Here is a 26,285-nt window from a genome sequence, read left to right as displayed (position 1 = left end):
ACGACGCGCGAAGCGGGTGGCGCAGACGAGAGCGGTCTGCCGATGGGACGGCGCTGAAATTTAACGCGCCCACACCTATAGCACGCTTCTAGCTCGGCTGCTTGGATCTCTGACAAAACGGCGCTCGCGAACCGTCCGACTACCCCGTGACCGTGTAGATCATGATCCCCGTGGCCACCGAGAGGTTCAGACTGTCGGCCCGGCCCCGCATGGGGATTTTGACATTGACGTCGCAGGCGGCGGCCAGTTCGGGCGGCAGGCCCTGTTGTTCGTTGCCCATCAGGATCAGCGACGGCTTTACGTAGTCGGCGCTCTTGTGCTCAACGGTGGCGCTCAGCAAGGTGCCGATCACCGACCCCGGCCAGTCTTCGCGCCAGGCCAGGAACTCCTGGATCGAGGCCTTGGCGATCTTGACCGCGAAGATCGAGCCCATGGTCGCGCGCACGCCCTCGACAGAATAGGGATCGACGCAGTCGCCGACCAGGATCACCCCGCCGCAGCCGGCCGCGTCAGCGGTGCGGATGACGGTGCCCAGATTGCCGGGATCACGCACGGCCTGCATGGCCACCCAGCACGGCGCGCTTTGGGGAACGATGGCGCTGAGCGGGGTGTAGACCTGCTGGAACACCCCGGCGACGGCCTGGGGGTTGTCGCGGCGTGACACCTTCTCGAGGATCTCGCGATTGACCTCGATGACCTCGCCCCCGGCCTTGAAGCAGGCCTGGGCGGCCTTGCGCAGCATCGGGTGATCGGCCGCGTCGGGCCCGTACATCAGGATCTTGGGCGGGTGGCCGCAGTCGATTGCCTCGATGACGATCTTCAGGCCCTCGGCCAGGAATAGGCCGCTCTCCTCGCGCTCCTTGCGCATGTGCAGGGCGCGGACGGCCTTCACCGTGGCGTTTGAGAGGGAGGTGACGGTCTTGGTCATGATCTGGCTCCCACCGCGCTGTCCGAAGACCAGCGGGCAAAGAACGACAGGCCGATCTGGCGGTCGCCCTTCTCCTCGACCAAGGAGAGCTCGCCCCAATCGATGACCCCGCCGCGACCCTTCAGCTCCTGGGCCAGCAGGCCCGACATCGCCGCGCCCGAGACCCGGGCCGCATAGGCGTTCATCAGCAGGAACGAGGCGTCGGGGGCCAGGAGCCGCGCGCAGTTCGCGGTGAGTTCGGCCAGGTCCTCGAACAGCCGCCAGACCTCGCCGTCGGCCCCGCGGCCAAACTTCGGCGGGTCCAGGATAATGCCGTCATATTGCGAGCCGCGCCGCACCTCGCGGGCCACGAAGCGGCGGGCGTCCTCGACGATCCAGCGGATCGGCTTCTCGGCCAGGCCGGCGAAGGCGGCGTTGTCGCGGGCGAAGCCAACCGACTTCTTCGAGGCGTCCACATGGGTGACGGCCGCGCCTGCCGCCGCGCAGACCAGGCTGGCCACGCCCGTATAGCCAAACAGGTTCAGCACCTTGGGCTGGCGCATCTTGAACGCCCTAACGCGGGCGTCCTGCCAGGCCCAGTTGGCAGCTTGCTCTGGGAAGAAGGCCAGGTGGCGGAACGGTGTGAACTGTCCGTGGAACTTCGCCTCGCCCCAGGCCAGGTCGAATTTCTCAAGGGCGCGACCCTTGAAGCGCCAGCGGCCGGCCTCATCCTCGTCGGAAGGGTCGAAGATGGCGTCGGCGTCATCCCAGGCCTTGGCGTCGAGCCGGGGCGTCCAGAAACACTGCGGTTCCGGACGCACCACGGTGTAACGGCCATAGCGCTCCAGCTTCCTGCCGTGGCCGCTGTCGAGCAGGGCGTAATCGGCCCAGCCGGTGGTGCGCATGACAACGGGGGAGGCGGCGATCGTCGGGTCCATGGCCCGCCAATACGCGCTCAGGGCAAGGTGCGTCCAGTCTTGGAGGCCGTTCTGGGCGTATGGGGTGTCTTGTCCCAGTGGAACGGCGCGACCACGAACTGCACGGCGGCCCTGGCGGCGGCCACGCTCTGCAGAGGCCAATAACCCACCGCACCGAACAGCGTGAGATAACGAGGCTTGCCGCCGGCTCGCTCCAAGCCGCGCACCCCGGCGATTGAGGCGCAGCACCAGCCGAACACCAGCACCACCACGTCCTCGCCGGCGATCACCTGATGGAAGCCCAGCGACGCGGCGACGATCTTGGCGAGGATCCAGAGCAGCAGCGGACCGTGCAGGTGCGACGACGCCACCGACAGGGCCAGGGTCAGGATCAACGAGGCCAGGCCGCGCGGGGTCCTGGCCGCCGGCCCGCGCAGGTGCACCGCCAGGGTCTGGATGTGGCCCTTCACCCAACGCGCCCGCTGCGGGAACCAAGGCTTCAAGGTGGGCGGGGTCTCATAGGTGGGCGAGGCGATGACGCCCAGCCGGTAACCCTGGGCGGTCAGTCGAAAGCCGATATCGGCGTCCTCGGTGACGTTGTAGGGGTCCCACCCGCCGATGGCGCGCAGAGCGTCGCCGCGAAAGTGGTTGCTGGTGCCGCCGAGCGGGAAGGGCAGGCCCCAGCGGGCCAGGGCCGGCTGCAGCACCTCGAACTGGACGGCGTATTCCAGGGCGAACTGGTCGCCGATGAATCGTCGGTCGGCCTCGATGCGCAGGGGCGCCTGCAGGCACGCCAGGTCCTCACGCTCGGCCGCGAAGCGGGCGGCGGCCTCGCGCAGTTGGCCCGGATGCGGCGCGTCCTCGGCGTCGTAGATCACCACCAGCCCTCCGCGCGCCCACTCAAGGGCGTGGTTGCAGGCCCGCGGCTTGGTCTGGGGTGAACCGGGCGGCACGATCAGTACCTGGATAAAGGTCGGCAGAGGCAGGGCCTGGAACGCGGCCTGGGTCGCATGGTCGCTGGCCTCCAGGGCGATCAGCACCTGCAGCCGGTCGCGGGGATAGTGCAGGCGCGACAGGTTCTCGACCAGCTCGGCGGCGACCGAAGCCTCATGGAACAAGGGACAGATCACGGTGTAGACGGGCAGGGCGTCGTCCTCGGGGTCCGGCGGGGTGACGATGACGCGCGGCGTACAAGCCGCCGCCAGCTTGATTACGGCGCTGAGCAGAAAGCCGACCATAAACGTCCAACGGCACAACTCGGCCAGCAGGGACGGCTGGGTGAGGGCAAGGGTCAGAACCGCAATGGCCAGACCACCAAGCGTGACCATCTGGGCCGTCGAAAGCCGGCGATGCGCGCCGTCCGCCAAGGGCTGGGCCGGGGATCCGGCCTCCGGCGGCGGCGGCGTGCGTCCGACCAGCGTCGGCGGCTGTCGCTCCTCTCGCGCCATCGCTCCCCCGTTGCGCTCGCAGAAATTCCAGCGTGCAGATAGCGAATATTCAACCCTTGGCTGTCAAATGCAAAAACACACGTTTTTCGGAAATCTGTCGGGGAGTTGCGGCGACTGTGTGATTCCCGTTTAGTGTCGGGTTCGGGGATAGCCGAGGGGAACGCTAAATCGTGACGGTCGCGTTGAAGAAGCCGCACAAGTCGGCGCGCAAGCCCAAGGGCGACGGGCACCTGCGTCGCGGTGAGATCTTGGCCGCGGCCGAGAGGATCTTCATCGCCGAGGGCTATGCCGGCGCGACGATCCGCAAGATCGCCGACGCGGTGGGCGTGTCATCAACGGCCCTCTACATGCACTTTCGCGACAAGGACCAGATCCTGCTGGAGATCAGCGACGACGCGATTGGCCAACTGCTGGCCGTCAATGTCGACATCGCCCACCGTCCGATCGACGCGGTGTCGCGGGTCAAGCTGATGCTGAAAGCCTATATGCGCTTCGCGCTCGACAACCCTAACACCTACCAACTGGTGTTCTGTGGGTCGCGCGACGTGATCTCCAAGGAAAAGCAGGCCGCCACCGCCGACCTGGGCGACCGCTGCTTCGAAGAGTTCAGCGGCCCGATCCACGAGATCGCCGCCTCCGGACGCCTGCGCACCGGATCGGGCGAGAGCGCCGCCCAGGTGCTGTGGGCGGCGTGCCACGGCCTCGTGGCCCTGATGATCACCATGCCCGACCGGGACTGGGCGCCGCGCGAGGAACTCATGCAGGTCACGCTCGACGGCCTGCTGCACGGCTTGGTCACGGACTAGGTTGATGCGTGCTGGCCTGGCCGCCCTGTGCGTCGGCGGTCTGTTGGCCATGGCGGGGCCCGCCGCAGCCCAGCGCGTGATGTCGCTGGATTCCTGCGCCGATCAATATGTGCTGGCCCTGGCGCCGCGCGAGACGGTCGTCGGCCTGTCGCCGCGCAGCGATGCGCCCGACTCCTTCCTGCGCGTCCAGGCCAAGGGGCTTCCTCAGCGGCGCACGACGATCGAGTCGGTGCTGGGGGCGCGGCCCGACGTGGTGGTGCGGCAGTGGGGCGGCGACGCGCGGCTGACGGCGGCGCTGGCCCGGCGCGGCATCCGCACCATCAGCCTCGACGACGCCAGCGACTTCGACGGCGTGCGCGCCAATGTCCGCAAGGTGGCCGGGGCGCTAAGCCGCCAGGGGGCGGGGGAGGCTCTTCTGACTCGCATGGATGGCAAGCTGGCGCGGGCGGCCGGGGCGGGGCGGGGACGCAGCGCCTTCTATCTGACGCCCGGTGGCTATACGGCCGGACCGAACACCATGATCGACGCCATGCTGAAGGCGGCCGGTTTCACCAACGCCTCGACCCAGCCCTATTTCTCGCCCGCGCCCTTGGAACGACTGGTGGTGGCGCCGCCCAAGGCGGTGGTCCTGGGCTTCTTCGACCTGACGCGGGCGGGCGCGGACCGCTGGGGTCCCGGGCGTCACGCCGCGCTGCGCAAGGCCACCGGCGGACGGGTGATCGCTTCGCTGCCGGGCGCCCTGCTCGGCTGCTCGGCCTGGTTCGCCGCCGACGGCGCTGAGGCCCTGGCCAAGGCGACGCGGCGATGAGTACCCGCCGTCTTGAACTTCTGCTCCTGCTGATCCTGGTCCTGACAGCCGTGGTGGCGATCTCCCTTGGGGAAAGTCCGCTGTCGGCCGCGCAATACCATCAAGCCCTGACACAGCCGGGCTCTCCGCCCGGCGAGGTGTTGTGGGCCATCCGCTTGCCGCGCGTGGTCATGGCCGCCCTGACCGGAGCCGGCCTGGGGCTGGCGGGAGCGGCGATGCAGGGCCTGCTGCGCAACCCGCTGGCCGAGCCGGGCGTGCTGGGCGTTTCGGCCATGGCGGGGTTGGGCGCGTCTCTGGCCATCGCCGGCGGCCTGGCGGCCTTGCCTGGCGCGGTCGAGCTCAGCGCCCTGGCCGGGGCCCTGCTGGCCGGCGCGGCGGTGGTCGGGCTTGCGGCGCGGTTTCGCGAGCCGGAAGTGCTGATCCTGTTCGGCGTGGCGCTTTCGGCCTTCGCCGGCGCCCTGACCGCCTTGGTCTTCAACCTTTCGCCGTCGCCGGTGGCCATGGCCGAGGTGCTGGCCTGGCTGATGGGATCGGTCGAGAACCGGGACATCACCGACATACTGCGCGCCCTCGCACCGATGGCGGTGGGGGCGGGGCTCTGTTTCTACGCGGCCCAGGGCCTGCGCATGCTGACCTTGGGCGAGGAGGCCGCGCAGATGTCGGGATTGCCAATGGCCCGGCTGCGGATGGCGACGGTTGCCGGCTCGGCTCTGCTGGCCGGGGCGGCGGTGGCCGCGGCGGGCGTCATCGGCTTCGTGGGCCTGGCCGCGCCGCACTTGGTAAGGGCCTCCGTGCGCGATGATCCAGGCAAGATCCTGCGGCCCTCGGCCCTGGCCGGGGCGCTACTGCTGGTCATCGCGGATCTGGCGGCCCGGTTGATCCCGTCCGAGCAGGAGCTGAAGCTGGGCGTGGTCACCGCCCTGTTTGGCGCGCCGGTCTTCGCCTTGCTGGCCTGGCGCGCGGCGCGGAGCTGGCGGTCGTGATGGCGGCCTGGACCATCGAAGGCGCCCAAGCCCGACACAATGGGGCCCGGCGCGGCAAGGCCTTGGTGCTGGACGACGTGTCGCTGAGCGTGGCGCCCGGTGAGGTGCTGGGTGTCGTCGGTCCTAACGGCGCGGGCAAGACCAGCCTGCTGCGTGCGGGTCTGGGCCTGATGCCGCTGGAAGCCGGGCAGGCGCTGCTCGGCGGGCGGCAGGTGGCCGGCCTCAACCCGGTCGAACGCGCCCGCCTGGTCGGCTATTTGCCGCAGGAACGCCGCCTGGCCTGGAACCTGCGGGCCGTGGACGTCGCCGCCCTCGGCGCGCCGGACCTGCCGCCCGGCGAAGCCTTGGCCGTCGCCCGCGAGCGGCTGGCAAGAGTAGGGATCTCTGAGCTGGTCGACCGCGGCGTGCTCGACATGTCCGGCGGCGAGCGGGCGAGGGTGCTGCTGGCGCGGCTATTGGCCACCCGTGCGCCTTTGCTGGTCGCCGACGAGCCGGTGGCGGGCCTGGACCCAGACGCTCAACTGCTAACTCTGGACCTTCTGCGCGCCGAGGCGGCTGGTGGGGCGGCGGTGGTGGTGACGCTGCACGACCTGGGCTTGGCGGCGCGATGCTGCGACCGGGTCGTGGTGCTGAACCACGGGCGCGTCGCGGCCGATGGCGCGCCGATGGAGGCCTTGTCACCGGCGGTGCTCGAAGCGGTGTTCAAGCTGGATGGGGCGCTGATCGACACGCCGGCGGGCGTCGTGGTGGCCGCCAGACGAACCCTCTCCCTCTCTGCTAGCCCTCTGGGAGAGGGTCTCTCACATCCAGCCTATCGCGTGCCCGGCACGTAGCCGCCGATCGGGATCGCCGTCGTCGCGGAAGCCGCCGCCGCGCCGGGGCCCGGCGTCGCATAGCTATACCCACCCCGCTTCAGGTCGGACGACAAGGTCAGCGGCGCGACATTGCCGTTCAGCCGCGCCCGGTAGACCATGGTCGTCTCGAGCGTGCGCATCACATAGTTCCGGGTCTCGGAAAACGGGATGCACTCGATGAAGTCGAGCGGGTCGGTGGCGGCGCCGCGCGGGTCGCCGCACAGGGCGGTCCACTGGGCGGGGCGGCCTGGACCGGCGTTGTAGGCGGCGGCGGCCATGACGTAGGAGCCGCTGAACGTGCTGACCATGCTGCCCAGATAGGTTGAGCCCAGGCGCATGTTGTAAACGGGATCGGACAGGCGATCGACGCTATGGCTCTCGCCGAGTTGACGGGCCACCAAGGCCGCAGTGGCCGGCATCAATTGCATCATGCCGCGCGCCCCGGGCGCGGAGCGGGCGTTGGGGTCGAAATTGCTTTCCTGGCGCGAGATCGAATAGACGAAGGCCGTCTCGGCCGCGCCCGGTCCCGGCGTGAAATGCTGGTTCAGCAGCGGATAGCCGCGCTCGGCCAGGATGAAGCCGCGTTGGGCGGCGGTGCGCACGGCGCGCATGGCCACATCCTGGTCGCCATAGCCCCGCGCCAGGTCCACCAGCAAAGCCTCCTCCTCGGCCGAGGGCAGTTGATCGTCGATATAGAGCACGAACGCCCGGAACTGATCGCGAGCGCCGACGGCCATCAGGGCGCGGGCGGCGCGCACCAGCTCGCGGCCCTCGAAGCGGGCGCGGTCGGCTTGGGTGATGGTCGGGTCGCGTTCGAGCCGAATCTCCTTCAGTCCCGCCTTTTCGGCGGCCAATTGGCCGTAGAAGGTGGTGATGTAGCGCGAGCCTTCCGAATAGAAGCCCTTGGCGGCGATCTGGTCGCCCTGCGCCTCGGCCGCGCGGCCTTGCCAGTAGAGGGCCCGGCCGCGGGTGATCGGCGAAGCGCCGATCGCGGCGATTCGGGCGAAGTGGTCTGCCGCGTCGTCGGGGCGCCTCAGGCGGGTCAGGGCGATCCAGCCGGCGTAGAACTCGCTCTCGGCCGCGTCCGACCCGCTTTTCAGGTGAGCGTCGGCGGCAGCGTAGGCCCCGGCGCTGTCGCCCGCCTTCAGCGCGCCGACCACCAGTTGCTTACGCTCGCGCCAGATGGCCGAGGCCGCCTCGTCGGTCGGCGGCGGATTGGCGAACTGGCGCACCAGTGGCAGGGCCAGGGTGTCCATCCCCGCGCGGCGCAGATAGGCGGCGCGCTCGAAGGCCACGCCCGGCGACGCCTGTTGGCCAGGCGTGAGGGCGGCGTAGAGGGCGTTTGCGTTGCCGACGTTGGACCGCAGGGCGATCCGCGCCTGGGCGACGGCTTGTTGGTCATAGGGCAGCAGGGCAACCATGTCGCGCGCCGCCGGTCCTTGCGCGCCGTATAACAGGATGTCGGCCCGCCGCACGTGATCGTCGGGGGTCAGCACTGAGCCGAACCGAGCCAACATCCCGCGCTGGGCGTCCAGTTCGAACACCTCGTCGCGCCAGAAACGGCGAATCACCCGTGCGGCGTCAGAACCGCGTGCAGCCGCCTGGTAGGCGGCGGCCATCGCCATGGCGCCCTCGGCGGTCTTCGGATCGCTGCCGCCGAACCAGGCGATCACCCGCTCGGCGTCGAGGCCCGAGGTGGCCAGGGCCTTCTCCGTCGCGTTCTCGCGGCGAATGGCTTTCGGCCAGCCGGACAGGTCGCGGCGGGCCTGGTCCAGTTCGAAGAAGCTCATGCTCTCGGCGCCGGCGTCGACCAGAGCCCACAGGGCGATCTTGCGCGACAACGGGTCCTGGATGCCGCTCATCGCCATGCGGATGGTCGACGGGTCGCGGCTGGTCACCGCCGTGCGCAGATTGGCTGCGTCCGCCTCGGCGGGGGTGGCGTAGCTGGCGGTTGGCGGGGTGGTGATCAGGCCGCGCGGCATGGCCGAGCCGGTATAGGGCTGGGGCGCGCCCGGCAGATCGGCCGCGTCCTGGTCTTGGGCCAAGGCGACGCCGAAGAGCGCCACGACACCAATCCCGCCCAGCACAACTTTAGCCAACCCTGACGCCAAAACGCGGTCTCCTTCGATTTCCTTGCCCTTTTCAGGGGCATGCGGGGCCGATTTGCGGCGACCTCGCCAGTCTTTCACAGCTATAGACCGCTTCGCCGGGGATTGACCCCCTCGGAAACGAACCCAAATCCCTATACGAGCTTCAAGGACCGGTTGCGGGACCCGGGGGCCCAGACATATTGTCCGCCCCCATCCTCAGGCCGCAACCGTCGCGGCGCGTTTCTCACGGCAAATTGCAACTCATGGCTCATTCTCCGTTCAAGGGCGTCATTCCGGCGCTGGTCACGCCCTTCCGCGACGGCGCGCTGGACGAGACAGCGTTCGTGGCGCTGGTCGAACGCCAGATCGCCGCCGGCGTGCACGGCCTGGTGCCGGTCGGCACCACCGGCGAGACCGCCACCCTCAGCCATCAGGAACACAAGCGCGTCGTCGAACTGTGCGTGCGGACCACGCGAGGCCGCGTGCCGGTGATCGCCGGCGCGGGCTCGAACTCGACCGCCGAGGCGATCGAGCTGGTCGCCCACGCCAAGGCGGTCGGCGCCGACGCGGCCCTGGTGGTCTCGCCCTACTATGTACGGCCAAGCCAGGAGGGTATCTATCTGCACTACAAGGCGATCAATGACGCCGTGCAGCTTCCGGTGCTGGTCTACAACGTGCCGAGTCGTACGGGCTCGGACATCACCAACGAAACCCTGGCCCGGCTGTCCAAGCTGCCCAACATCGTCGGCATCAAGGACGCCACCAGCGACATGACCCGGCCCAGCCTGCAGCGCGTGTTGTGCGGCCCCGACTGGGTAATGCTGTCGGGCGACGATCCGACGGCGCTTGGCTATGTGGCCCATGGCGGCCACGGGGTGATCTCGGTGACCTCCAACGTCGCGCCCGAGGCCTGCGTCACCTTCATCAACGCTGCCTTGGGCGGTGAGTGGGAGACCGCTCTGTATTGGCAGGACCGGCTGGTGCGGCTTCACAAGGCGCTCTTCCTCGACGCCTCGCCGTCGCCGACCAAGTTCGCCATGGCCCACCTCGGCCTGTGCGAGGCGACCGTGCGGCTGCCGATCTCAGCGTGCGATGAGGCGGTGAAGCCGCTGATCCTCGAGGCCATGCGCGAGGCGGGTCTGGTCTGATGACCAAGCCGATCGCCGAGAACCGCCGCGCGCGGTACGACTATTTCATCGAAGAGACGTTCGAGGCCGGCATCATGCTGACCGGCACCGAGGTCAAGTCGCTGCGCGTGGGCCGCGCCAACATCGCCGAGTCCTACGCCTCGGTGGAAGGGCGCGAGATCAAGTTGATCAACGCCGACATCCCGCCCTACGGCCAGGCCAACCGCTTCAATCACGAGCCACGCCGGCACCGGAAACTGCTGCTGCACCGCAAGCAGATCGACAAGCTGATCGGCGCCGTGCAGCGCGACGGGCGGACCCTGATCCCGCTGAAAATCTACTTCAACGACAAGGGTCTGGTGAAGCTCGAGATCGGTCTGGCCAAGGGCAAGAAGAACCATGACAAGCGCGAAACCGAAGCCGCCCGCGACTGGCAGCGCGACAAGGCGCGGCTCATGAAGGGCGATCGGTCGGATTAATCGCCTGCTCATCGCCCAGGCGATCAGCGAGGGCGCCGCTCTTGAATTAACTGCCAAGCCGAGACCAACCCGCTGCGGTCAGCTGTAACGCTGAGCGCTCTCAGCCTCTCTGCGGGTTCGACGCGCCACGCGGGTCTGACAGCCCTGGCAAGCAGCGCTGGACAAGATCGTGTAAGTGTATATTCACTCTTATAAGTGTGTGCTCACTTATCTCAAGGACCTTTGGAAGGAGACGGCCATGCGTTCACTTGTCACTCTCGCTTGCCTCGCGAGTTTCGCCGCGCCCGTGGCGGCCTTCGCACAGGATAGCGTCCAGAACGGCTCCAACGCCGCCAAGGCCTCCACTGAGGTGGTCGCCGGCCTCGGCGCCTCCGGCGTCCAGACCCTCTCGGCCGTGGCCGTGCTGCCTCTGTCGGTTGCCGCAACGGGATCGGTGGTGACGGGGGAAAGCCTGGTCGCATCGGGCGTCGGCGCCGGCCAAATGGCGGGCGGCGCGACCGCCTTCGCCTCGACGCCCTTACCCGTGACTAACAAAGTCATCGTGGCCCAACCCGCGCCACGGCTGCCTCACGACGCCCAGCCACCCGCCGCCAAACCGTAGGAGTCCGCGATGACCCCGCATCGTTTTCACGGAAGGGCGCTCGCCTTGGCCGTGGTCGCCCTGACGTTGATCGTACCGATCCTGCCCGCGCCAGTGCAAGCGCAGGACAGCGTCTCGACCTCGGGCGCCTTGACCCATTTCACCCCCGCCGAGGTCGCCCGCTTCTCCAAGCAGATCGAGGGCGACCTGGCCGGCCGCGGCGCACGAGTGGCGATCGTCTTCCGGGCGGGACGGGCGCGCGAGGCGCTTCCCAAGGGCATCGCCTATTCTCACGGCGCGTTCTGGGTGTATCGCGACGTCAAGACCGCCGAGGGCAAGGTCGAACACGGCTATGCGGTCTATAATCTCTATGCGGGGGACGGAAAGGCGTGGCCCACCACCGTATCGCGGCTGGTCCAGGATTTCCCCTACGACTTCACCAGCGGCTCGACCGTGGACGACGTCGCCGTCATCGTGCCCTCGCCGGAAGTGCAGCGCCGTCTGCTGGCGGTCATCGATTCCCCGACCTACGCGGCCCTGCATAATCCGGCCTATTCGACGATTGCCAATCCGCTGTCGCCGAAATACCAGAACTGCAACGGATTCATGCTCGACGTGATCGCTTCGGCCGTCTGGGACACCACCGACCGTGACCAGATTCGCGCCGACCTGCGGGCTCACTACACGCCCACCAAGATCCAGACCGGTCCGGTCTTGCGATTGCTGGCGCCGCTGGCCGACGCCCGGCTGAGGACCGACGATCATTCGGGGCCGCTGCGCACCGCGACCTATGAAAGCATCGCCGCCTTTATGCGCGACAACGGCCTGCTCAGCGACGCCTACAGCCTGACCTTCGCGCGGTAGCGGATCTAGGCCGGCTTGGTCGCCAGCCAGATCACATGCCGCGCGCCACGGCCCTTGTGGGCTCGCACGCCAACTTCCTCAACGGCATAGCCCGCACGCTTCAATCGGTTGGTGAAGGCCGTGTCGCGGGTCGAGGACCAGACCTCCAGAAGGCCGCCAGGACGCAGGGCGCGTTTGGCGTCAGCCAGGCCGGCGGGGCTGTACAGGCCGTCGTTTTCCTTGCGGCTGAGGCCGCCCGGCCCGTTGTCGACGTCGAGCAGGATGGCGTCCCAGGCGGCCTCGCCCGCGCCGATCAGCGCGCCGACGTCGCCTTCGTGGATCGTCGCGCGAGGATCCGACAGGCTGTTGCCGTAAAGCGCGCCCAGCGGGCCGCGCGCCCAGGCGATGACGCCGGGCACGAGTTCGGCGACGACGATCCGGGCGTCATCCCCGAACGCGCCCAGCGCCGCGCGCAGGGTGAAACCCATGCCCAGGCCGCCTATCAGCACACGCGCCTTTGACCGTGCGCCGACCCGCTCGAAGGCCAGGGTGGCCATGGCCTCTTCCGAACCGCTGAGCCGGCTGTTCATCAGCTCGATGCCACCGGTGATGATGGAATATTCGGTCCCCCGCCGCATCAGCCGCAGCGCGTCGCCGTCGCCGTCGCCGGGGACCTGGGCGGTATCAAGATGCTGCCAGGGGATCATGGGGACTCGCGATTGGGGACAGACACTCATTGCCCGGGTGGTGGTCGATGATCAACGGTTGTGGGGTGAGTGTGTGCCCCCGCCGTCCTAGCCGCTTGACGCAAGGCTCCAGCGGCGCGACCCTCAAGCTAACAATGATAACCTAGGGAGGATCCGCCATGGCCGACGGTACATCGCCGATCGTTACGTCACTCAAGGACCAGGTCAGCGAGGCGGAGTGGAAGGCCCGCGTCGATCTGGCCGCGCTCTATCGGCTGGTCGCGTTGCACGGCTGGGACGACATGATCTTCACCCACGTCTCGGCCCGCATTCCCGGGCCCGAGCACCATTTCCTGATCAACCCCTACGGCATGTTCTTCGGCGAAATGACCGCTTCGATGCTGGTCAAGGTCGATCTGGACGGCAATGTCATTGACAAGACGCCGTACTTCATCAATCCGGCGGGCTTCACCATCCATTCGGCGATCCACGCCGCGCGGGAAGACGCCCACTTCGTCATGCATCTGCACACAGACCAGGGCGTGGGCGTTTCGGCCAACCGCGACGGCCTGTTGCCGCTGTCGCAGCAATCACTAATTGTCTTGCCTCAGCTCGCTTATCACGACTATGAAGGCATTGCGCTCAACCTAAACGAACGGGAACGCCTGGTGGCCGACCTCGGCGACAAAAAGCTGATGATGTTACGCAACCACGGCACACTGTCGGTGGGCATGACGGCGGCCGAGTGTTGGCTGGGGATGTTCTTCCTCGAACGCGCCTGCGCCCAGCAGGTGATGGCGCTCAGCGCCGGTCCAGGCAACGTGCTCCACGCGCCCGAGAATGCTCAAGCCGAGGTCCGCAGCCAAACCGGCATGGGCATGGGCATGATCGCCGGCCTGGCCTGGCCCGGCTGTATCCGCAAGCTCGACCGGGAGTCTCCCGGCTACGCAGATTGACGCCGAGACGGCGAAAACGATGGGCCGCTGCGATCCTGGCGATCGCGGCGGCTTTCTTTTGCGCGCTGCCCCACGCCGCCCAGGCGGGCGCCTGGCCCATGTCGGACGGCCACGGGCTGGCGATCCTGAAATACGAGGACCAGCAGGCTGACGAGGGGTTTGATCCCGCCGGCCAGTTGCTCGCCATCGATCATCGCCGTGACGAGAGCCTGTCGCTCTACACTGAGTATGGACTGACGAAGCGTCTCACCCTGCAGGCCAAGGCCGGGGTGACCCGCGGCCACGACCGTTTCGTGGCCTATGATGGACGGGGGCCGATCGAACTGGGGCTGCGATACGCCGTGGTGCGTACGGATCGATCAGTCGTCAGTTTTTATCTGGGCGCCGCCAAGGACGGAGTGGGGCGCAACGCTGGCTACGCCGCGCCGGGCAGGGGCGACGCCGTCCTGGAAGCCCGGCTGCTGGCGGGGACGTCGCGCGACTGGCGCGGACGCCACGTGTTCGGAGACCTCCAGGTCGCGCGGCTCAAGCGGAGCGGCCTGGCCGACGAGACGCGCCTCGACGCCACCCTGGGCCTTCGTCCCGCAAAGTCCTGGCTATTGCTGGCCCAGACCTATGCCGGCAAGGCGGACTCTCGACCCATCGGGTCGCGCTGGATCAAGAGCGAGTTATCGGTGGTTCGTGACCTGGGCGATTGGAGCGTGCAGGCTGGGTGGCGGCAGACGCTAGCCGGTCGGGAGACTCCGGCCGATCGGGGTGTCGTCCTGGCGGTCTGGCGCAGGTTCTGACTGTTTCAAAACTGAGACATCCGGTCATCTGTGTGTCACTGGACGCGGGTTAGAGCAGGCGGCATATGAGCCACAGTGCACAAGCTAGGCCGACTCTCCTCGGCGCCCGGAGCTTTTCGTGATCCGCAGACACTTCTTTCTCGTCGCGGCGGTCGTCGCTGTTCTGCTGATGCTGCTGGTCGGGGGGCTCAAGCTGGCCTTCGGCGGCAAGGCCCCCAACCAAGGCGGGCCCGGCGGCGGTGGGGGTGGCGGTCGCGCCATCGCCGTGTCGCAGATCACCGTCAAGCCGCGCGATTTCACCGACCGGGTGGAAGTGCTGGGCGTGGCCAAGGGCCGCCAGTCGGTAACCATCACCTCCAACACCGCCGAACTGATCACCAACGTGCACTTCAGTGACGGCCAAGCTGTCTCCAAGGGCCAGGTGCTGGTCGAACTGAAGGCCGACCAGGAGAACGCCGGCATCGCCGAGGCCCAGGCCCGCTACGCTCAAGCCGACCGCGAATACACGCGATGGAAGACCCTGGCCGACAAGGGGATCGCCCCACGCGCCACCGCCGAGCAATATCTGGCCGCCCGCGACACCGCCCGCGCGGCCGTCAGCTCGGCCAGCGCCCAAAAGCTGGACCGGGTAATCCGCGCGCCGTTCTCGGGCGTGGTGGGCATTTCCGACATCGCGCCGGGCGCCTTGATCAGCCCCGGAACGCCGATCGTCAGTCTGGACGACGTTTCGATGATCCGCGTCGATTTCTCGGTGCCCGACCGCTATCTGCCGATCCTGCGCAACGGCCTGATGATCACCGCCGCGCCGGACGCCTTGCCGGGCGAGACCTTCACCGGCCGGATCGCCCAGATCGACACCCGCATCGACCCCGCGACCCGCGCCCTCAAGGCTCGGGCCGAATTTCCCAATGCTGGCGGGCGCTTGAAGCCTGGCATGCTGATCAAGGTCGGCATCGACCAAGGCCAGCACCAGGCCCTGGCCGTACCGGAAGCCGCCATCCAGTTCGAGGGGACCCAGGCCTCGGTGTTTCTGATCGCCAAGGGCCCCAAGGGCCAGGTCGCTCGTCGCACCACGGTGCAGACCGGCCTGTCGTCCGATGGGTTTGTCGAGATCGTCTCGGGCCTGAAGGCTGGTGACAAGATCGTCGGCGACGGCCTGAACCGCGTGCAGGATGGCGCGCCGATCGGCGGCGGACAGCCGGGCGCGGGCAAGGATGACAAGGCCCAGGGCGGCCAGCCCGGCAAGAAGGCCGGCTGATGCTTTCCGACCTTTCCGTACGCCGCCCAGTCTTCGCGGCCGTCGTCGCGATCATCCTGTGCGTGATCGGCCTGGCCGCGTTCAGTAGCCTGGCCATCCGTGAGCTGCCCAATGTCGACCCGCCGGTGGTGTCGATCTCGACCACCTATACCGGCGCCTCGGCCGAGGTTATCGAGGAGCGCATCACCCAGGTGATCGAGCGCCAGGTGGCCGGCATCCAGGGCATCGACCGCGTCAACAGCTCCTCGCGCGACGGCCGCTCGCAGATCACCATCACCTTCACCCTGGATCGCGACCTCGACGCGGCCGCCAACGATGTGCGCGACGCCGTCAGTCGGGTGACCTCGAACCTGCCCGACCAGGCCGATCCGCCACAGATCGCCAAGGCCCAGGCCGACAGCTCGCCCATCGTCATCCTGAACCTGACCTCAAAGACCCTCTCGCCGCTGGAATTGGCCGACTATGCCGACCGCTATCTGGTCGAGCGCCTGTCGACCGTGCCGGGCGTGGCCCAGGCCGGCTTGAACGGCCAGCTCTACGCCATGCGCATCTGGCTCGATCCCGACGCCATGGCGGCGCGCGGCGTGACGGTCGATGACGTCGAGGCCGCGCTGAACAGTCAGAACGTCGAATTGCCGGCAGGGGCGCTGGAGGGTGACTCCAAGGACTTCACCATCCGCGTCGCCCGCAGCTACTCCAAGCCCGAGGACTTCGTGAAGCTGCCCCTGCGTCCGGCCGACGCTGGCGGCTTCGTGATCCGCCTGGGCGACGTGGCGCGGGTGGAGGAGGGCTCCAACGAGCGCCGCAAGATCTTCCGCGGCAACGGCGTCAACCAGGTCGGCATCTTCCTGACCCGCCAGTCCCAGGCCAATGACGTGGCCATCTCCAAGGTGGTCGACAAAGAACTGGTCGAGATCAACAAGACGCTGCCGATCGGCACCCAGCTGATCAAGGCGGTCGACAATTCGATCTTCACCGCCGAGGCGATCCACGAGGTGTGGGTCACCATGGGCATTTCGATCGGCCTGGTGGCCCTGGTCAACCTGGTGTTCCTGGGCAGTTGGCGCTCGGCCCTGATCCCCTCGATCATCGCGCCGATCTGCATCCTCTCGACCTTCATCATCCTGGCGCCGCTGGGTTTCTCGCTGAATCTGCTGACCCTGCTGGCCCTGGTGCTGGCCGTCGGCCTGGTGGTCGATGACGCCATCGTCGTGGTCGAGAACATCCAGCGGCGCGTGGACGAGGGCGAGCCGGCCAATGTCGCGGCCCTGCGCGGCACCCGGCAGGTTTTCTTCGCCGTGGTGGCCACCACCATCGTGCTGATCTCGGTGTTCGCGCCGCTGATGTTCCTGCCCGGCTATATCGGTCGGCTGTTCGTCGAGCTGGCCGTGGCCATCGCCGCCGCCGTGGCCTTCTCGGCCCTGCTGGCGCTGAGCCTGTCGCCGATGCTGGCCTCTAAGCTGCTGAAGCCCGCCTCGGGCGGCAGTTGGTTCAACCGCAAGGTCGACCACGCGATGGACCGGTTGAAGGACAGCTATCGCCATTCGCTGGAACGCCTGCTCGCCGCCCGCGCGGGCGCCATCGGGACGGGTGCCGTGGTGTTGGTCCTGGCCCTGGTGGCCGGCGGCCTGTTCGTCGCCCTGCCGCAGGAGCTGGTCCCCGCCGAGGATCGCGGCCGCGTCGATATCTCGATCAACGGGCCCGAGGGCGCGGGGTTCGACTACACGGTCAAGGCCGCCAACGCCGTCGAGAAGCAGCTTGAAAAGTACCGCGCCGACGGCGTCGCCGCACGGACCATCATCGCGGTGCCGCGTTTTGGCCAGAACCAGTTCAACACCGGCAATGGCGTGCTGGTGCTGAAGGGCTGGGGGGAGCGGAACAAGACCGCCGACCAGGTGGCCGCCGAGCTCAACAAGACCCTGGGCAAGATCACCGGCGTGCGCGCCGTGGCCAGTGTGCGCGGTGCCTTCCAGCGTGGCGGAGGCGGTGGCGGCGGCACCAATGTCGACCTGATCGCCACCGGCAACGACTATGTCGAGCTGGCCAACTGGCTGAAGCCGATCCTGGCTCAGGCCCAGGACAATCCGGGCCTGTCCCGTCCCCGCATCGACTATGAGCCCACCTCGCCGCGCCTGTCGGTGCAGATCGACCGCGACAAGGCCGCCAGCCTGGGCATCTCGGCCCAGTCGATCGGTCGGGCCCTGGAGACGATGTTCGGTTCGCGCCGGGCAACGACCTACATCAAGAACGGCCAGGAATACGACGTCATCCTGCAGTCCAGCCTCGAGCAGCGCCGCAGCCTGGCTGACCTGGACCGGCTGCAGGTGCGCACCCAGTCGGGCGCGCTGGTGCCGCTGTCGACCGTGGTCACCACCCAGCTGCGGGGCGACGCTCCGGACCGTCCACGCGTCGATCGCCTTCGCTCGGTGACCCTGACAGCGCAGCTGTCGCCCGGCTACACCGTCGGCGACGCGGTGAAATTCTTGCAGGACCAGGCCGCCGCCAATCCGAGCCCCGGCGTCAGCGTCAAGTGGGGCGGCCAGGCCAAGGACTTCCTGGAAGCCTCCGGCGCCGTCGGCATCGCCTTTGGCCTGGCCCTGCTGCTGGTCTTCCTGGTGCTGGCCGCGCAGTTCGAAAGCTGGATCCACCCGGCCGTCATCATGCTGACCGTGCCCCTGGCCGTTCTGGGCGGGCTGTTTGGCCTGCTGATGACCGGTTCGACCATCAACACCTACAGCCAGATCGGCCTGATCATCCTGGTCGGCATCGCCGCCAAGAACGGCATCCTGATCGTCGAGTTCGCCAACCAGCTGCGCGACGAAGGCCTGAAGGTGAAGGAGGCCGTGATCGAGGCCGCCGCTCTGCGCCTGCGGCCGATCATCATGACCTCGATCGCCACCGCCATGGGCGCCCTGCCGCTGATGCTATGGACCGGGGCGGGGGCGGGCAGCCGCAAGACCATCGGGGCGGTGATCTTTACCGGCGCGATCTTCTCCACCCTGCTGACACTGTTCATCGTCCCGGTGTTCTACAACCTGCTGGCCCGCTTCACGAAGTCTCCGGAGTGGACGTCGCGGCAGATCGAGGACTATGAAGCTCGCGAGAAGAGTGGTGAGGGGCAAGCCTCACCCGTCTGACCCGGGTGAGGAAGCATGGCTGAAGCCGTATTGGCGGCGAAGCGGCAGGAGCTTGCGCTTCTGCGTCGCATCGAGGAACGCATTCTCTGGCTGGCCTCTTGGACCATCCACAACGCCAACCACCTGCGCGAGAGCCGCGACGGCCTGAAGGTGGGCGGCCACCAGGCCTCCTGCGCCTCGATGACCACCCTGATGACCGCGCTCTACATGAAGGCGCTGCGGCCGCAGGATCGCGTGGCGGTCAAGCCGCATGCCAGCCCGGTGTTTCACGCCATCCAGCACCTGTTCGGCCGCCAGAGCCTGGACAAGCTGAAGGCGTTCCGCGCCCTGGGCGGGGCGCAGTCCTATCCGTCACGGACCAAGGACGTCGATGACGTGGATTTCTCCACCGGCTCGGTCGGCCTCGGCGTGGCCATGACCGCCTTCGCCTCGCTGACCCAGGACTACCTGGCGGCGCGCGGGTCGGTGAAGCCCGAACGGATGGGCCGGATGATCTCGCTGCTGGGCGACGCCGAGCTGGACGAGGGCAATATCTACGAGGCCCTGATCGAGGCTTGCAAGCACGACATCCGCAACACCTGGTGGATCGTCGACTACAACCGCCAGAGCCTGGACGCCACCACCAAGGACCGGATGTTCACCCGCTACGGCGACATCTTCGAGGCGGCCGGCTGGACGGTCGAGACGCTGAAATGGTCCAAGCGCCAGCGCGAGGCCTTCGCCAAGCCCGGCGGCGCGGCGCTGAAGACCTGGATCGAGACCGCCCCCAACGACCTCTATGCCGCCCTCAGCTACCAGGGCGGCGCGGCCTGGCGCGAGCGGTTGACCGCCGATCTGGCGGGCGAGGCCGAGACCCTGGCCTTGATCGCAGCCTACAAGGACCTCGACCTGGCCGAACTGATGACCGAGCTGGGCGGTCACTGCATGGAGACCATACTGGAGGCCTTTGAGCGGGCCAGTCAGGACGACGCCCCGCGCTTCTTCATCGCCTACACCGTCAAGGGCCTGCGCCTGCCGTTCCAGGGGCATAAGGACAATCACTCAGGTCTGATGACCGAGACCCAGATCTCGCAGCTGCGCGGCCGGCTAGGCGTGGTCGAGGGCGAGGAGTGGGACGCGCTGTCGGGGCTATCGGCCGCCGAGCACACCGCCCTGAAGGGCCTGGTCGCCCGCGCGCCGTTCGCCGCCAATGTCGAGCGCAACCACGTCGCCCCGATCATCGCCACGCCGACAGCGGACGAGCTTCTTGTCCCTGTTCTGGGCGGCGGCGAGCAGTCGACCCAGGCGGCGTTCGGCAAGGTGATGTTCGAGATCTCGCGGCGCGACGACGAGTTCGCCGGGCGGGTGGTGACCACCTCTCCCGACGTCACGGTCTCGACCAATCTCGGCGGGTTCGTGAACCGCCGGGGCGTATTCCAGCGCCGAGCGCATGAGGACGTCTTCAAGCGCTGGCGCATCCCCTCGGCCCAGGTGTGGTCCAAGGCCGAGACCGGCCAGCATGTCGAGTTGGGCATCGCCGAGAACAACCTGTTCATCGCCCTGGCCGCCTTGGGCCTGACCGCGCCGCTGTTCGGCGAGCGGCTGTTCCCGGTCGGCACGCTATACGACCCGTTCATCGCTCGGGGCTTGGACGCCTTGAACTACGCCTGTTACCAGGACGCCCGCTTCCTGCTGGTGGCCACGCCCTCGGGCCTGACCCTGGCCCCCGAAGGCGGCGCGCACCAGTCGATCACCTCGCCGCTGATCGGCATGGGCCAGCCGGGGCTCGACAGCTATGAGCCGGCCTTCGCCGACGAGACGGCGGTGCTGATGGCCCACGCCTTCGATCAGATCCAGGCCAAGGACGGGACCTCGACCTATCTGCGGCTCTCCACCCGGGTGATCAGCCAGCCCGAGCGGGCGGACGACGCCTGGCGCCAGGGCGTGATCGACGGCGCCTACTGGCTGCGGCCCCCGGCCCCCGGCGCGCGCCTGGCCATCGCCTATGCCGGGGCCCTGGCCCCCGAGGCCCTGGCGGCCTTCGAGGCGGTGCTGGAGGACGAGCCCGGCGCGGGCCTGCTGGCCATCACCTCGGCCGACGTGCTGCACCGCGACTGGACCGCCGCCGGCCGCTCGCGCTGGACCGACGGCGCGGCCCGCACCTGCACCATCGAGACCCTGCTGGGGCCGCTGGCGCGCGGCGCGGGCCTGGTGACGGTGATCGATGGCGCGCCGTCCACGCTATCGTGGCTGGGTTCGGTGCGCGGCATGCGGCTGCGGGCCCTGGGTCTGGAAACTTTTGGCCAGTCGGGCGACCTGCAAGACCTCTACGCCAAGTACCGCCTCGACGCCGACGCCATCCTGGACGCCTGCGCGGACGTGATGATCTAGCGCCGCTCGTCCCCTAGCTCGACCGCCTGGATCAGGTCTTCCAACACCGTGTAGGTCGCGGTGACCCGGGTGTCGGACCACAGGTGGCCCGAGTGGTCGTGGATGGACACCTGCAGCTCGGTGCTCAGGCGGCCGTCGGGCAGGTCCGTCACCGTCAGCAGATCGACGGCGGGGGCCATGGTCTCGAACAGGCGCTGGTAGAAGGCCCGCACGGCGGCCGGCCCCACCAGCTCGCCTCCGTCCAGATAGTCGAGGAAACGAACGTCGGGATGAAACAGCCTCATCAACCCGTCGAGATCGCGGCGATCCAGGGCGTCGTGCAGGCGGACGATCAGGGTGTTCGCTTCGCTCATGGTCGTCAGGTCCTGACCAGGGGTTCGGTGTCCATGCGCGCGATCAGACCGTCCCGGAGCGTGTAGTAATGTCGCACGCAGGTATCGGACCACAGCTTGCCGGTCGAGGCGTTGTGGACGGTCTGGTGGATATCGACGGCGATCCGGCCATCCGGTTGGACGGCGAAGGCCGAGGCGGCCAGCTCAACCCGGATCGACCGGTTCGTCTCCATCCAATAGGCCTCCATCGCGTCCTGCCCGATCACGCGCCCGGCGCCGGTCTGGTTGGGCCAGTCGATGTCGGCCGTGACTAGGGTCGAGAAAGCCACCCAATCGTTGCGGTTATAGGCGTCGAAGAATCGGGTGAGCAGCGCCTGGGCGTCTTCCATGGCTAGGTCGGGGGCGGCTTGTAACCGCTCTCCACCTTCAGATAGGCGATCAGGTCGATGCGGTCCTTGGGGTCGTGCAGGCCGGCGAAGGTCATCTTGGTGCCCGGCAGGTAGGTGCGCGGGTTGTCGAGCCACTTGTCCAGATGCTCGGCGTCCCAGGTGAAGCCGGCGGCGGCCACGGCGGACGAGTAGCTGTAGTCGGCCTTCGACCCCGCCTTGCGGCCGAACACGCCATGCAGGTTGGGGCCGGTCATGTTTGGCCCGCCCTCGGTGATGGTGTGGCACGAGCGGCAGAGGGCGAACTTGCTCTGGCCGTTCAGCAGGTCGCCGGTGTTGTAGGGGGCGGGGAGGGCGCCCAGCAGGGCCTGTCTTTCGGCGTCGGTGGGGGCCGCGGCGGCCGAACTGGCGCCACCCGCGCCCGAAGCCCCGCTTGGCGCCTTCGAGCAGCCCGTCAAAATTACGCAAAGAGCCGCGGTCGCGGCGAAATGGAACAGACGCATCAAGGGTCCCCAACTGTCATTATGTCGCAAGCTCTGCGGCGGCGCGCCGCATTCATTTTCTCACCCAACTGTGGGCCCGACGGCCAATATATAACGTTGTTATCCTGACAATGTCTCGCCACAGTTAGGCGCGCGCCCTGCGACAACGATCGCTATCTTACAGAATGCAAACGCAAAATGCCCGATTGCAAACCGTGGGTATGCACATAAAAAATTGACCGGAATTAACCATAAACGTACCCCTGATGAGGCCAGGGGGGCTGCCCTGGCGACCGGGATGGAAGCAAAATCATGGACTGGAACGAAGATCGCACCGCCACCCTCCGCAAGCTGTGGTTGGAGGGCATGAGCGCCAGCCAGGTGGCGAGACAATTGGGCGGCGTCAGCCGCAGCGCGGTGATCGGCAAGGTTCACCGCCTGGGCATCACCGTCCGCGACGTCCCCGCGCGCCAACGCAATGTGGTCCGCACCGCCAGCCGGGCTCAACCCCGCGCCCGCGACGTCCGCGAACTGACCAGCGCCGCGCGCCCGGTCATCCGCTACACCGCGCCGGTTGTCGAGATGACCGCCACCTCGAGCATATTGGGCCTCGAGACCCATTCCTGCCGCTGGCCGATCGGCGACGTCGACTCCCACGACTTCGGCTTCTGTGGCCGGGACAAGACCGCCCGCGCCTCCTACTGCGAAGACCATGCCCGCGGGGCGTTCCGCAAGCTGTCCTCCCCGGCCCAGGTCAAGGCCTGGGGCGCGCAACCCGCCCGCCTGGCCCAGTACAACGCTTGATCCGCCCTGACGCTGCAACCCGCTTCTGGAACGACCCCCATGAACATGGTCTTCATCGAAAACACCGCCGGCAGCAGCCAGGTCATCACCATCATCGAGGAGTTCGCCGGCCACTCGGTGTCGCGCGACCTCAACCCCGGTGAGAACACCCACATCCCGGTGGGCCAGTTCAAGTCGATCGTGGTGCGCGACACCTATCCCGACGACTGGTTGACCCGGGCCCGCGCCCGCAACGCGACGATCCCCAACTGACCACGAACCGAGCGGAGCGCGCGCGTCAGACGGGCGCCGCCCCCCTTCTCGAAGGCGAAAAACACAACGGCCCCGCGAAACCGCTCGCGGGGCTTTTTCGTGGGCGGAACCCCCATGGTTACTGTTACGTTAGGGTCGGAGAACGGTGGTAGATGATCGTTCACGCCACGGGGACCGGCGTCGGGCGTTTCCAAAATGTGCATTCGGGCGTGACGCGCGGGTGATCCGCGCGCCATGATTGTGCGACGGCTTAGCTTGTGGGATGAAAGCGCCCGGACGGCATGGGGGAACCATGTCAGATCACGATCAGGGGGAGGCCTGCGGTTTGCCGTTACCGACCTATGTCGGCTATCTGATGTATCAGACCGAGCAGCATCGGCGCGCCCTGGCGGCCGACTGCATCGCGCAACACGGCCTCAACTTCAGTAAATGGGTGGCCCTGGCCTCGCTGTCGCGGTTCGGCGAGTGCTCGATGACCCGCCTGGCCAAGCTGTCGGCCGCCGACCGCACCACCCTGACCCGCTCCATCGACGGCCTGATCCGCGAAGGCCTGGTCGAGCGCGGAGCGCAAGCCTCCGACCGCCGCAAGGTGGTGGTGCGCCTGACGACCGCCGGCGAAGAGTTGCTGGACCGCGTCCGCGAGGACATCCACCCGATCCACCAGGAAGTCTGCGCCGAACTCACCGAAGAGGAACAGGCCAACCTGGCGACCTACCTGCAGAAGATCCTCAGTGGACTGATCACAGAGCCGGAGTGGAAGCACGAGGTGCTGTCTTACGGCCCCGCGCCGTATGGGGGGGCTTGGGGGAGGGGGTAGGGAGCTACTCACGCCCCTCCCACACCGCTCATCCTCGACGAAAGTCGGGACCCAAGCCGAGTCTGCCGGCTTCGCTCTGAGAAGACAGCCCATCTCATCTTGGGTCCCGACTTTCGTCGGGATGAGCGGAATTTGGGGTAGACGGATGACCCCTAATCCTCGCCCTTCGGCCGCCCCCGCAACGCCTTCACCCCCGCCCGTTTCCCCTTCGTCTCCAGCCGCTTGAGCTTGCTGGAATAGGTCGGCTTGGTCGGTCGCCTCGGCTTCGGCTTCTCCGTCGCCTTGCGGATCAGCTCGACCAGCCGTTCGCGGGCCTCCTGGCGGTTCATCTCCTGGGATCGGCTGCCCTGGGCGAACAGCACCAGCACGCCGTCGAGGGTTATGCGGCTGCCGCCGAGCGCTTCAAGGCGTGTCTTGACGTCCTCGGGTAAGTTCGGGGAGCCCCGGACGTCGAACCGTAGCTCGATCGCCGTCGAGGTCTTGTTGACGTGCTGGCCGCCGGGCCCCGAGGCGCGGGCGGCCTTTTCGACGATCTCGTCGTCCTCGATCCGCAGCCAGGACGTGATCTCGATCATTTGACCACGCGCCGCGCCTTGACCACGGCGGTGTCGAGCGCCTGCAGGAACTTGGAGCGGTCGTTGGGGCCAAAGGCCTTGGGGCCGCTGGTGATCTCGCCCATCGAGCGCAGGTGCTCGCCGATCATCCGCGAGGCCAGGGCCGAGCCGATGGTGTCCATGGTGAACAGCCGCCCCGTCGTGTCCAGGGCCTGGCCGCCGGCCTTCAGCACCCGGTCGGCCAGGGGGATGTCGTTGGTGATCACCACGTCGCCGGGGCCGGCCCGCTCGGCGATCCAGTCGTCGGCGATGTCGGGACCCGCGTCGACCACGACCTGCTCGATGGCCGGGGTCAGGGGCGTGCGGATCCAGCTGTTGGAGACCACGAAGGTCTTCAGGCCATAGCGGGCGGCGACCTTGTAGACCTCGTCCTTCACGGGGCAGGCGTCGGCGTCGATATAGAGGATTGTTTTGTCAGGGACGGGGGTCATGACCCGTCTCGTAGCGCCTTCCCCAGCTTGGCGCCAAGCGTGGTGACGGCCTCGACCGCCACGGGCGAGACATGGGTGAAGTTGGCGAAGCCGTGGGCCTGTTTGGCGTAGGTGGTCAGGTCGACCGCGATCCCGGCCGCCTCCAGCTCTTCGGCATAGAGCATGGCGTCGGGCAGGACCGGGTCCAGTCCCGTGCCACAGACCAGGAAGGTGGCCGGGGTGGTTGGGCCGACGGCGTCCAGCAGCGATGGGGCGGCCGCGCCGGCCAGCTGGGCGTTGATATAGGCCACGGCCAGGCGACCGATCAGCCGGGCGTCGCGCAGCAGGGTCTGGCTCCACATAGCATCGTCCAGATGCAGCAGCGGATAGAAGAAGCCCTGGGCGCGCACGGCGCCGGGGCGCTCAGCATTGGCCTCGGCCGCCACGGTCGCCGCCAGATAGGCTCCGGCGCTGTCGCCCGCCACGGCCAGGCGGTCTGGATCGACGCCCAGGTCGGCGGCCTCGCGCAGCAGCCAGGCGAAGGCCGCGCGGGCGTCGTCGATCTGCGACGGGAAGGGGTGTTCGGGCGCCAGGCCATAGCCAGCCGAGATCACCCGCGCGCCCGAGGCGTCGGCCAGGCGATGGCACAGGGCGTCGTGGGTCTCGATGTCGGAGATCACGAAGCCGCCGCCGTGGAAGAACAGGATGGCCGGGCCGGGCGTCGCCGCGCCCATCGGCACGTAAAGCCGCGCGGGGCGCCAGCCGGTGGCGGCGGGATAGTCGAGATTGCGGATCTGAGCCAGGCGCGGCAGCTTGTGGTCGCGTCGTGCTGTCGCCAACCGAACGGCCTGCCGGACGCGGTCGAGTCCGAACCGATGGACGCCAGAGACCCGCTCGGCGAAGAGGCTGTGCAGAGGCGCGATCATGGAATTCACTTGCTGGGTGTGCGAGTGAATACTTACATATCCTGAGTTGGGCGTCTAGTGGTCCCGCTTGGCGGGCGCTCGCGGCTGGGTGGGTCGAACACGGCTAAGGCCTTGGCGGGGGTTGAGCCTTCAAATTCGCCTACAGCGCGAACAGTCGGTACGGAAAATTCGCTCAGATTTTAAGCACAACATGGTTGCCTGTGTGCTTTGGCGGCGGCCTGGCGA

The 26,285-nt window shown here is 67.9% G+C and carries 27 protein-coding genes; 16 read left to right on the top strand and 11 right to left on the bottom strand.

Features of this window, described 5'->3' with window-relative positions; genetic code table 11:
• Window positions 1-139: 139 nt before the first annotated feature.
• Genes ACP696_RS16065 through ACP696_RS16055 form a run of 3 tightly spaced genes read right to left on the bottom strand, consistent with a single transcriptional unit; the run spans window position 140 to window position 3,272 of the window.
• Entirely contained in the window at window positions 140-931 is a 792-nt protein-coding gene (locus ACP696_RS16065) for a TrmH family RNA methyltransferase (RefSeq protein WP_426012581.1), read from the bottom strand.
• Window positions 925-1,845 (bottom strand): class I SAM-dependent methyltransferase, encoded by a 921-nt coding sequence (locus tag ACP696_RS16060; protein WP_426012393.1) that lies wholly within the window; start codon window positions 1,843-1,845, stop codon window positions 925-927. The genes ACP696_RS16065 and ACP696_RS16060 overlap by 7 nt, the downstream gene beginning before the upstream one ends.
• A 17-nt stretch (window positions 1,846-1,862) precedes the next feature.
• On the bottom strand, window positions 1,863-3,272 hold the full coding sequence (locus tag ACP696_RS16055; protein WP_426012391.1) for a glycosyltransferase family 2 protein: 1,410 nt from the start codon (window positions 3,270-3,272) through the stop codon (window positions 1,863-1,865).
• 170 nt (window positions 3,273-3,442) lie between these two features.
• Here ACP696_RS16055 and ACP696_RS16050 point away from each other — a divergent pair, with 170 nt between their 5' ends.
• The 4 genes from ACP696_RS16050 to ACP696_RS16035 are packed head-to-tail and all read left to right on the top strand — an operon-like array spanning window position 3,443 to window position 6,702.
• A complete protein-coding gene (locus tag ACP696_RS16050) occupies window positions 3,443-4,078 on the top strand; it encodes a TetR/AcrR family transcriptional regulator (RefSeq protein WP_426012389.1) in 636 nt (211 codons plus the stop codon).
• Window positions 4,079-4,082: 4 nt separating this feature from the next.
• Window positions 4,083-4,886, top strand: a complete 804-nt coding sequence (locus ACP696_RS16045; protein WP_426012387.1) for an ABC transporter substrate-binding protein — start codon at window positions 4,083-4,085, stop codon at window positions 4,884-4,886.
• The gene (locus ACP696_RS16040; protein ID WP_426012385.1) at window positions 4,883-5,869 is read left to right on the top strand and encodes a FecCD family ABC transporter permease; all 987 of its coding nucleotides are present in this window, start codon (window positions 4,883-4,885) and stop codon (window positions 5,867-5,869) included. The genes ACP696_RS16045 and ACP696_RS16040 overlap by 4 nt, the downstream gene beginning before the upstream one ends.
• Entirely contained in the window at window positions 5,866-6,702 is an 837-nt protein-coding gene (locus ACP696_RS16035) for an ABC transporter ATP-binding protein (RefSeq protein WP_426044025.1), read from the top strand. The genes ACP696_RS16040 and ACP696_RS16035 overlap by 4 nt, the downstream gene beginning before the upstream one ends.
• On the opposite strand, the gene ACP696_RS16030 is transcribed toward ACP696_RS16035, so the two are convergent.
• Window positions 6,681-8,834: a transglycosylase SLT domain-containing protein gene (locus ACP696_RS16030; protein ID WP_426012381.1), complete on the bottom strand. Its 2,154-nt coding sequence runs from the start codon at window positions 8,832-8,834 to the stop codon at window positions 6,681-6,683. The genes ACP696_RS16035 and ACP696_RS16030 overlap by 22 nt on opposite strands.
• Window positions 8,835-9,076: 242 nt before the next feature.
• On the opposite strand from ACP696_RS16030, the gene dapA reads away from it, so the two are divergent.
• The 4 genes from dapA to ACP696_RS16010 all read left to right on the top strand — a co-directional run bounded on the left by dapA (window position 9,077) and on the right by ACP696_RS16010 (window position 11,863).
• Window positions 9,077-9,961: a 4-hydroxy-tetrahydrodipicolinate synthase gene (gene dapA, locus ACP696_RS16025; RefSeq protein ID WP_426012379.1), complete on the top strand. Its 885-nt coding sequence runs from the start codon at window positions 9,077-9,079 to the stop codon at window positions 9,959-9,961.
• Window positions 9,961-10,419, top strand: a complete 459-nt coding sequence (smpB, locus tag ACP696_RS16020) for an SsrA-binding protein SmpB (RefSeq protein WP_426012377.1) — start codon at window positions 9,961-9,963, stop codon at window positions 10,417-10,419. The genes dapA and smpB overlap by 1 nt, the downstream gene beginning before the upstream one ends.
• Window positions 10,420-10,657: 238 nt before the next feature.
• A complete protein-coding gene (locus ACP696_RS16015) occupies window positions 10,658-11,020 on the top strand; it encodes a hypothetical protein (RefSeq protein WP_426012376.1) in 363 nt (120 codons plus the stop codon).
• Window positions 11,021-11,029: 9 nt separating this feature from the next.
• Window positions 11,030-11,863, top strand: coding sequence for a DUF2145 domain-containing protein (locus ACP696_RS16010; protein WP_426012374.1), 834 nt, complete (start codon window positions 11,030-11,032; stop codon window positions 11,861-11,863).
• A gap of 5 nt (window positions 11,864-11,868) precedes the next feature.
• Here the strand turns inward: ACP696_RS16010 and ACP696_RS16005 are convergent, their stop codons facing one another.
• The gene (locus ACP696_RS16005) at window positions 11,869-12,549 is read right to left on the bottom strand and encodes a spermidine synthase (protein WP_426012372.1); all 681 of its coding nucleotides are present in this window, start codon (window positions 12,547-12,549) and stop codon (window positions 11,869-11,871) included.
• Window positions 12,550-12,707: 158 nt separating this feature from the next.
• Here ACP696_RS16005 and ACP696_RS16000 point away from each other — a divergent pair, with 158 nt between their 5' ends.
• From ACP696_RS16000 to ACP696_RS15980, 5 genes are all read left to right on the top strand, one after another.
• Window positions 12,708-13,484, top strand: coding sequence for a class II aldolase/adducin family protein (locus ACP696_RS16000; RefSeq protein WP_426012371.1), 777 nt, complete (start codon window positions 12,708-12,710; stop codon window positions 13,482-13,484).
• A gap of 98 nt (window positions 13,485-13,582) precedes the next feature.
• Entirely contained in the window at window positions 13,583-14,272 is a 690-nt protein-coding gene (locus ACP696_RS15995) for a hypothetical protein (protein ID WP_426012369.1), read from the top strand.
• Window positions 14,273-14,390: 118 nt separating this feature from the next.
• Complete coding sequence (locus tag ACP696_RS15990) at window positions 14,391-15,530, top strand: efflux RND transporter periplasmic adaptor subunit (protein ID WP_426012367.1); 1,140 nt, start codon at window positions 14,391-14,393, stop codon at window positions 15,528-15,530.
• On the top strand, window positions 15,530-18,667 hold the full coding sequence (locus tag ACP696_RS15985) for an efflux RND transporter permease subunit (protein WP_426044024.1): 3,138 nt from the start codon (window positions 15,530-15,532) through the stop codon (window positions 18,665-18,667). The genes ACP696_RS15990 and ACP696_RS15985 overlap by 1 nt, the downstream gene beginning before the upstream one ends.
• Window positions 18,668-18,682: 15 nt before the next feature.
• Window positions 18,683-21,037, top strand: a complete 2,355-nt coding sequence (locus tag ACP696_RS15980) for a transketolase (RefSeq protein WP_426012363.1) — start codon at window positions 18,683-18,685, stop codon at window positions 21,035-21,037.
• Here the strand turns inward: ACP696_RS15980 and ACP696_RS15975 are convergent.
• Genes ACP696_RS15975 through ACP696_RS15965 form a run of 3 tightly spaced genes read right to left on the bottom strand, consistent with a single transcriptional unit; the run spans window position 21,034 to window position 22,258 of the window.
• The gene (locus tag ACP696_RS15975) at window positions 21,034-21,390 is read right to left on the bottom strand and encodes a nuclear transport factor 2 family protein (protein ID WP_426012361.1); all 357 of its coding nucleotides are present in this window, start codon (window positions 21,388-21,390) and stop codon (window positions 21,034-21,036) included. The genes ACP696_RS15980 and ACP696_RS15975 overlap by 4 nt on opposite strands.
• Before the next feature lie 5 nt (window positions 21,391-21,395).
• Window positions 21,396-21,758 carry a nuclear transport factor 2 family protein gene (locus ACP696_RS15970; RefSeq protein ID WP_426012359.1) on the bottom strand — a complete coding sequence of 121 codons (363 nt, stop codon included), beginning with the start codon at window positions 21,756-21,758 and terminating at the stop codon, window positions 21,396-21,398.
• 2 nt (window positions 21,759-21,760) lie between these two features.
• On the bottom strand, window positions 21,761-22,258 hold the full coding sequence (locus ACP696_RS15965; RefSeq protein ID WP_426012358.1) for a c-type cytochrome: 498 nt from the start codon (window positions 22,256-22,258) through the stop codon (window positions 21,761-21,763).
• 291 nt (window positions 22,259-22,549) lie between these two features.
• Here ACP696_RS15965 and ACP696_RS15960 point away from each other — a divergent pair, with 291 nt between their 5' ends.
• The 3 genes from ACP696_RS15960 (at window position 22,550) to ACP696_RS15950 (ending at window position 24,110) form a co-directional block, all read left to right on the top strand.
• The gene (locus tag ACP696_RS15960; RefSeq protein WP_426012356.1) at window positions 22,550-23,041 is read left to right on the top strand and encodes a GcrA family cell cycle regulator; all 492 of its coding nucleotides are present in this window, start codon (window positions 22,550-22,552) and stop codon (window positions 23,039-23,041) included.
• Between the two features lie 39 nt (window positions 23,042-23,080).
• Window positions 23,081-23,293, top strand: a complete 213-nt coding sequence (locus ACP696_RS15955; protein ID WP_426012355.1) for a hypothetical protein — start codon at window positions 23,081-23,083, stop codon at window positions 23,291-23,293.
• Between the two features lie 292 nt (window positions 23,294-23,585).
• Window positions 23,586-24,110 (top strand): MarR family winged helix-turn-helix transcriptional regulator, encoded by a 525-nt coding sequence (locus tag ACP696_RS15950; protein WP_426012353.1) that lies wholly within the window; start codon window positions 23,586-23,588, stop codon window positions 24,108-24,110.
• Between the two features lie 152 nt (window positions 24,111-24,262).
• Here ACP696_RS15950 and arfB read toward each other — a convergent pair whose 3' ends face one another.
• Genes arfB through ACP696_RS15935 form a run of 3 tightly spaced genes read right to left on the bottom strand, consistent with a single transcriptional unit; the run spans window position 24,263 to window position 26,060 of the window.
• Entirely contained in the window at window positions 24,263-24,685 is a 423-nt protein-coding gene (gene arfB, locus ACP696_RS15945; protein ID WP_426012351.1) for an alternative ribosome rescue aminoacyl-tRNA hydrolase ArfB, read from the bottom strand.
• On the bottom strand, window positions 24,682-25,155 hold the full coding sequence (locus ACP696_RS15940) for a YaiI/YqxD family protein (RefSeq protein WP_426012349.1): 474 nt from the start codon (window positions 25,153-25,155) through the stop codon (window positions 24,682-24,684). Before ACP696_RS15940 ends, arfB begins: the two co-directional genes overlap by 4 nt.
• The gene (locus ACP696_RS15935; RefSeq protein WP_426012348.1) at window positions 25,152-26,060 is read right to left on the bottom strand and encodes an alpha/beta hydrolase; all 909 of its coding nucleotides are present in this window, start codon (window positions 26,058-26,060) and stop codon (window positions 25,152-25,154) included. Before ACP696_RS15935 ends, ACP696_RS15940 begins: the two co-directional genes overlap by 4 nt.
• Window positions 26,061-26,285: the final 225 nt, after the last annotated feature.

This window comes from Caulobacter sp. DWR3-1-2, assembly GCF_049896225.1.
Lineage (GTDB): Bacteria > Pseudomonadota > Alphaproteobacteria > Caulobacterales > Caulobacteraceae > Caulobacter.
This window is presented reverse-complemented; position numbering and strand designations above follow the sequence as displayed.